We start from the raw sequence: 6,995 nt of genomic DNA, 5'->3' as shown, positions 1-6,995 counted from the left end.
GTGTAGTCCTAGACACCTCCACCACACCGGAGGTCTTCGCCATGATCAAGCCCGGTAAGCGTTAACAACGTTCGTGATCAATACACCTAGGGCCGTGAGCGGGCCGTACGGCCGACTCACGGTCCCCCGTTCCCGATGGCGGACGAATCGGTGCCGACACGGAGGGACACGACCATTCCGAGCCGGTGACGATGGGGCGGGGAGACGTAGGCTTCGCCGCAGATCAGGGCGCATGCACGACAGACAGGAAAGGCGCGGAGGCATGTCGTTGTACTGGCGGATCTTCCTCCTGAACGCCACGGTTCTCACCGCCTCGGTGGTGCTGCTGCTCGGCCCCGTCACCGTATCCACCCCCGTCCTCTTCGGCGAGGTACTCGTCCTGCTCGCCGGGCTGGTCGCGATGCTGGTCCTCAACGCGGTCCTGTCGCGGATCGGGCTCGCCCCGCTCGCCAGGCTGAACCGGGCGATGGCGACCGCCGACCTGCTCAAGCCCGGCGCCCGGCCGCTGGTCACCGGAGAGGGGGAGATCGCCGAACTCACCAGAACCTTCAACGCCATGCTCGACCGGCTCGAGGCCGAGCGCGCCACCAGCAGCGGTCGGGTGCTCACCGCGCTGGAGGCCGAACGCCACCGCATCGCCCGGGAACTCCACGACGAGATCGGCCAGTCCCTCACCGCGGTGCTCCTCCACATCAAGCACGCCGCCGACCTGGCCCCCGACCCCGTGCGGTCCGACCTGCTGGGGGCCCAGGAGATCACCCGCGCCGGCCTTGACGAGATCCGCCGCATCGCCCGACGTCTGCGCCCCGGCGTCCTGGAGGAACTCGGCCTGCACAGTGCTCTGCGTTCGCTGGCCGCCGAGTTCGCCACCTCACGCCTGACCGTCACCACACACATCACCCCCGGAGTGCCCCACCTCGACCCGGCCACCGAGCTCGTCCTCTACCGCGTCGCACAAGAGAGCCTGACCAACGCCGCCCGACACTCCGGCGCCACGCTGGTGGAGGTCCACCTCCGGCTCCTGCCGCGCGGCGGAGTCGGAATGCTGGTGCGGGACAACGGCCGAGGACTGAGGGGCGCACCCGAAGGCGCAGGCGTCCGCGGCATGCGAGAACGAGCCCTGCTCATCGGCGCCGAGCTGGAGATCGGCGCGAGCCCGAACGGCGGCACGCAGGTCCGCCTCGACACGACCGCCCCGTCGAGGGCCGCCCGATGAACCCGTCCCTCGCGCTCCTCGGGTAGGAGGGAGAAGCAGGCGCCCGAACTTCTGGCGCTTGGGCATCTGGGTCCGGTCGGCATGCCCCTCGACCGCGCAAGGTCAGCGACGGAGTTCGGTCACACGTACCCGGGTGCGCGCAGACACTCCGACGCGTACGTCGACACCGGGCCGCTCCACGTCGTCCCCACCCACCGGCGTCGCCCCATCCCCACCGTCCCTGGTCTCCGCCGCGACCGGCAGCGGGACCCCTACGCGCCGATGCGCGATCATTCCCGCCGTCGTCGAGCCGCTCCTCACGACGCAAGGCCAACGCAACATCGCTCTCTTCGCCCCTTTCGGTCTGCTGGCAGTCTTGGCGACCAGGCGACCGCTCTTCAGCGTCGTGCTCGGAGTCCTGTTCACGGCGACCGTGGAGACCGCTCAGGCCACCATCCCGTTCATCTCCCGCCTCTGTGACACCGACGATCTCGTCACGAACACGGTCGGTGTGCTCGTCGGCGCCGGCATCGGGGCTGCCGTCGGCCGAAGAGGCATCTACGGGACGCCGCTCCCCACGGTCGATGTCAGGCGTGCCGCCGGTACGGCGACCTCGCTGCTCATCGCCGCGACGTGGGTCATGGCCATCGAACCGGTGCGCGCTGTTCTGCCCGCCACGAATCCTGCCACGAGTCCCGAGCAGGTCCGGGCGCTCGAAGCCGAGCTCAGGAAGGCCTTCGGCGATACCTACGCCATCGACACGGCGAGCTTCTTCCACAGCTTGGACGGCCCCAGCACCGTCGGCGCATCTCTGCCCGGCGGCTTCGCCGAGATGGCGTGGCCCGACCGTGAGCGGCTCACGGTCCACTTCACGCCCACCGCCCAGGGTGAGGGAACCTACGCCTACCGCATTCCCGGGGCCGACCGCCACGTGAGGACCGCGGAGCAGGCGCAGCAGGTCGCCACCCACTTCGCCCGGCGCTATGCGTCCTGAGCGCTGCGTGACTCCGAGGTCAGCGTCCGGCCGTCGGACGCCCGCGTCGAGGACTCCGGCATTCCAGGGCCCCTGAGAGCACCAGCGGAACACACGGCGGAGACGCCGCGGCCGCCCCCCTGCCACCATGCCGACGCCTCTCCGCCGCATGCCGACGCCGTCCACCTCTTCGTGGTCGCTGGTCGGCCCGTTACTCGTACCGGTACTTCAGCGAATCCGCCTCCGCCTGCTCGATGTCGGCGATCGTCAGCTCCGGCATCCGCAACTGGGCCAGTGTCACCTCGGCCGAGGTCGGCTGGGCGTCCGCCGGCAGCCACTGCTCCGGCTTCCAGGCACCGCTGCGCAGGAGCGACTTGGGGCAGTGCGGGTAGACCTCCTCGATGCCCAGCACCAGCGCACTGGCCGGCGGCTTGCCCACGGCGGTCAGTTGCGACAGGAGCTCCGGGCGGGTGGAGACGCAGGCCCGGCCGTTCACCCTGAGCGTCGTCGTCCGCCCCGGTACGAGGAACAGCAGCCCGGCCCGTCCGGTGGCGATGACGTTCTGCAGGGTGTCCAGACGTTTGTTGCCGGTCGCGTCCGGTATCGCCACCGTTCGTGCGTCCAGGACGGAGACGAACCCGGCGGGACCGCCGCGCGGGGAGACGTCACAGTTGCCCTCGGCGTCCGCGCTGGCGACCAGGACCAGCGACGAGCACGTGATCAATCGCCGGGTCTGCTCAGTGAGTTCGGTCATCTGCTTGCGTACGGCCGTGTCCTTGGGCAGTTCGTAGACCCGGCGCAAGGCATCCTGGTCGGGCACGGCGTCGAGGCGGAGCGAGTCGAAGGCACTGCCGGCAAGGGATGTCGTCATGCTTCCCGACCCTAAGGGGCCGGTCTGCGATTGATCTTGGCGGGTGGGTGTGGGCAGGGTCGCCGCGTCCCCGGGTCCCGGAGGAGCGTGACCTCCAGGTCGCGCGCCTGCCGGCCGTCGGAGCCTCAGGGGGCGGTTCGGACGGGGAAGCTGAAGGTGTGTCCCTGTTCCTTGAGCCACGGCAGGACCTGCTTGAGGGCCGCGACGGTCTGACCGCGGTCGCCGCCGCCGTCGTGGAAGAGGATCGTCGGGCCGTTGGACAGCTCGTTCTTCACGGTGCCGACGATGGCGCTCGTGCCGGGCTTCTCGAAGTCCTTGGTGTCCACGTTCCACCCCAGCGGCCGCATCCCCGCCTCGGCGGCGATGCGCCGGCTGTCGGGGGTGAACGCGCCGCCCGGCGCACGGTAGTACTCCACCTTCGCTCCGCCGGCGGCGTCCTCGATCATCTTCTTCGCGTCCAGGATCTGCTGCTTCTGGTACGCGACGGACTTCTTGTCCATCGTGGTGTCGTGGGACGTGGTGTGGTCGCAGAGGCGGTGCCCGTCCGCGACGACCCGCCTGACCAGGTCGGGGAACTCCTTCGCCCGCGGCCCCACCATGCAGAAGACCGCCTTGACGTCGTGCTCCTTGAGGACGTCCAGCACCTGGGGCGTCCACTGCGGGTCGGGCCCGTCGTCGATGGTGATGTTCACGGCCTTCCCGCCCGCCTCGGCCGCGTGGGCGATCCCCTGGGGCATCCTCACCTTCGACACCGGCGGCGGGCCCTGTGCAGGTTCCTTCGTCCGTCCCTCGGGCCCGGTCCCCTGCGAGCCCGTCCCCGGACGGGCGGCGGCCTCGGTGTCCGTCAGCGCGGTGGCCCCCCACGCCGCCAGGCTGATCGCGACCGCCGAAGCCGCCACGGCTATGTGCGCGCTGTACTTGCCCTTCAGCCCCATGTCCTGCCACTCCTCGCCGTTCTCTACGCTCTCCCGGATAAGGGGACGGAAGAGAGGGCCGGAAGGTTTCACCCGAACCGCACCCAAGAAAGGAAGGGCGCAGGGTGACGGCCTCAGACCGAGGCACTCCTGCTGAACCATCCGCTGAACGGCCGCGCCCCCGCCGCGGATTCCGCCCCGGCGTCGGTGCCCTCGCCGAGGGCGTACCGCTCGGCCCTCGCCAGTACCCTCTCCGCCTCCGCCCGCCAGGTCGCCGCATCCGCGTCGGGACGCGGCGGCGGCAGGAACGGGCCGCGCTCCGGTGCTTCGGAGGCGGCTCCGAAGAAGTCACCGCCCTTGCGCTTGAAGTCGTCCGTTCCCCACGGGCGGCCCTGGCCGCGCGCGGGGACCTTCTGGAAGTGGGGGATGTGCTTGGCGCAGTGGATGTACGCCTCCTCGACGGTGATCACCACCCACACCAGCGCCCGTCGGCCGGGCACGTGGTCGCCCGGCAGCCAGGGGTGGTCGCGGCGCATCTCGTCGTCGGCCACGCTCCTGGCCCGGCCGTTGACGTGGAGCCCGATGCGGTCCCGGAGGAAGTCGACCATGAGGATGCCGACCTGCGGGTTCTCCTCGATGTTGCCGAGGCTGGCGTGGACGCCGTTGCCCCGGTACTCGGGGTAGGCGAGCGTCGCGTCGTCCAGGACGTGGAGGAAGCCGGGCGGGCCGGCGCGGAACGTGTTGTCGCACGCACCGTGCCGGTCGGCGGTGGCCAGGAAGAACATCTCCTGCCGGTTCACGAACTCGCGCATTCGGGGGTTCAGCCGGTCGAGGACCTGGTCGGCGTAGAAACGGTCCGCGCGTTCCGTGGTGCCCATGCGCTGCTGGACCAGGTGTTCGCCGTCACTGCCCGGGCGTGTGGTGCGCAGGGTCGCCGTTACCTGCTGCCCGGCGTGTTCGAAAGTACTCACGTCGTTGCCCCGACCAGTTCTTCGATGGAGTCGTGTCGTATGCGGTGGGTGGGGATGCCGATGCCCACGAGGGTGTCGACGCTGCGCCGGATCATTCCGGGCGGGCCGGACAGATACGCGTCGTAGGTGTGCCACGGGCCGAACTCGCGCACGGCCTGCGGGATACCGCCGGACAGCAGGCCGACGGGACCGTCGTCGACGACCGGGCGCACCGAGAGCCAGGGGTGCGACTGCTGGAGCCGGAGCATCGTGTCGATGTCGTAGAGGCCCTGGTTCCGGCGGGCGCCGTAGAACACGTCGACGGAGCGGCGCCGGCCGTGCTGGGCGACATCCTCCACCAGGGCCTTGATGGGCGCGATGCCGGTGCCGCCGCCGAGACACAGCAGACCGTTGTCGGTGGTGTGGTCCACGGTCATGGAACCGGCGGGAGGGCCGAGTCGGATGACGTCGCCGGTGCGGGCGCGGTGGACGAGGGCGTTGGAGACCCAGCCCGCCGGTACGGCCTTGACGTGGAAGGAGAGGAGACCGTCGGAACGGGGCGCGGAGGCGAAGGAGTAGTGCCGCCAGATCCGCGGCCACCAGGGGGTCTCCAGGGCCGTGTACTGCCCGGCGAGGAAGGGATACGGCCCGTCGGGCCGGACCGTGACGACCGCGACGTCCTTCGTACGCATGACATGGGCGACGACCTCCGCCTGCCACCACGCGGGAGCGCGGAGCTCGTCCTCGGTCGCCGCATCGATCATGATCTGGGAGATCGTGGTGTACGCGCCCACCCACGCGGCCTCGGTCCGAGGCCCCCAGGTCTCCGGTGCATGGCGGGCGAGGGCGCCGATCAGGGCCTCGCCGACGGCCGGATAGTGCTCGGGAAGGGTGCCGTACTTCCGGTGCCCGCGGCCGAGGTGGGTGAGATACGTGGTCAGGGTGACGGGGTCGTCCGCGTGGGTCGCGGCGGTGAGCAGGGCCTTGAACAGCCGGTCGCGCTGGGTGTCCATGGCGGCGGGGAAGAGGTCCCGCAAGCCGGGGTGGTGGAGGAAGAGCAGTGCGTAGAAGTACGAGGTGACCCGGTCGGCTATCGGCTCGATCTCGGCCATCGTGCGGCGCAGCAACTCCGTGGGGGTCGGGACGGCTGCCGCCGGGGGCGCTGCCGCTGCCCGTGCCGGGGGCGGAGGCGGGGCCGGTTGGCGTTCCGCCGGGCGCGCGGATCCGGGGGTCAGGTGACCGGGCGCCGGGGCCGGCCGGCCGGGCTCTGAGGCCGAGCGGCCGGTCTGTGGGGCCGACCTGCCCGGCTCTGGGGCCGACCGGCCGGGCTCCGGGTGCCCGGGCCGCTGGGGCCCGGGCGTGCCCTTCTGACCTCGCCCGAACCAGCCCCCGTCCTGACCGCCGGCAGTGGCAGCGGCACCGGAGCCGTAGCCGTCGGCCGACGGGGTGGTCGGAGCTTCCATCGGTCTGCCTCGCCTCGAACGTCTTTGGTCGGTCTTCGCCCACAGGGTCTGCATGTGCCCTGCTTTTCTTGTCGCTCACGGCGTTCGACGAATACTCGGACAAGTGAGCGGGCCCGACCATACCCCGCCCGTCGGAATTCCGGGGATTCACGTTACGGACCCCTCAGGGAAGGCATTTTGGCTGTTCAGAGGATGGTTACTAATGAGTTGGAAGGGTCCGAAAGTGTTTCTGATGCGGCGTGGTTGAGGAATTCGCCGACCGAAAACTCACGCGGTGACCCGAACTTCTCCACATCTTCGCCGACCGGATCAGCGAGAAGCCTGTGGCCGTCGTGTCGGTGAAACCGGACCAGCTTGATCGCCGCTGCGCCACACGCGGCGGCAGGGCCCGGTGGCACCTGAAGAACGGCCCCGCCGATCCGGGCCGGTGATGTGCGGGCAGTCGAACCCGGGCACCCGTGCCCCGAAGGGAAATCGAGCCGGATCGCGTTCTACTGCCCGGGGCGGCTGACAGCCCGCCAGACGCAGCAGGATGCCTGAGGCCCCGCCCGGCGCGCGCTGCGGGCCCCTTTGACGGACGATGAGAACAGAGCCCGCCCGGGAAGCCGTCGCACGTTGCACCGGGCGGG

6 protein-coding genes are annotated in these 6,995 nt (G+C 70.5%); 2 read left to right on the top strand and 4 right to left on the bottom strand.

Annotation, left to right across the window (positions count from 1 at the left end; all coding sequences use genetic code 11):
- The first annotated feature begins 262 nt into the window (after nucleotides 1-262).
- A complete protein-coding gene (locus tag ACZ4XX_RS37560; RefSeq protein WP_468512298.1) occupies nucleotides 263-1,216 on the top strand; it encodes a sensor histidine kinase in 954 nt (317 codons plus the stop codon).
- Nucleotides 1,217-1,349: 133 nt separating this feature from the next.
- On the top strand, nucleotides 1,350-2,189 hold the full coding sequence (locus tag ACZ4XX_RS37555; RefSeq protein WP_468512297.1) for a VanZ family protein: 840 nt from the start codon (nucleotides 1,350-1,352) through the stop codon (nucleotides 2,187-2,189).
- A gap of 190 nt (nucleotides 2,190-2,379) precedes the next feature.
- Here ACZ4XX_RS37555 and ACZ4XX_RS37550 read toward each other — a convergent pair whose 3' ends face one another.
- The 4 genes from ACZ4XX_RS37550 to ACZ4XX_RS37535 all read right to left on the bottom strand — a co-directional run bounded on the left by ACZ4XX_RS37550 (nucleotide 2,380) and on the right by ACZ4XX_RS37535 (nucleotide 6,030).
- Nucleotides 2,380-3,039: an MSMEG_1061 family FMN-dependent PPOX-type flavoprotein gene (locus ACZ4XX_RS37550; protein WP_468512296.1), complete on the bottom strand. Its 660-nt coding sequence runs from the start codon at nucleotides 3,037-3,039 to the stop codon at nucleotides 2,380-2,382.
- Nucleotides 3,040-3,164: 125 nt separating this feature from the next.
- Nucleotides 3,165-3,974 carry a polysaccharide deacetylase family protein gene (locus ACZ4XX_RS37545; protein ID WP_468512295.1) on the bottom strand — a complete coding sequence of 270 codons (810 nt, stop codon included), beginning with the start codon at nucleotides 3,972-3,974 and terminating at the stop codon, nucleotides 3,165-3,167.
- Between the two features lie 113 nt (nucleotides 3,975-4,087).
- Nucleotides 4,088-4,831 carry a pyridoxamine 5'-phosphate oxidase family protein gene (locus tag ACZ4XX_RS37540; protein ID WP_468512301.1) on the bottom strand — a complete coding sequence of 248 codons (744 nt, stop codon included), beginning with the start codon at nucleotides 4,829-4,831 and terminating at the stop codon, nucleotides 4,088-4,090.
- Nucleotides 4,832-4,920: 89 nt separating this feature from the next.
- Complete coding sequence (locus tag ACZ4XX_RS37535; RefSeq protein ID WP_468512294.1) at nucleotides 4,921-6,030, bottom strand: globin domain-containing protein; 1,110 nt, start codon at nucleotides 6,028-6,030, stop codon at nucleotides 4,921-4,923.
- Nucleotides 6,031-6,995 lie beyond the last annotated feature (965 nt).

It is taken from the genome of Streptomyces sp. NPDC029956 (genome assembly GCF_055574655.1).
The sequence above is the reverse complement of the archived record's forward strand: the minus strand, read 5'-3'. Positions and strand labels throughout refer to the sequence as shown.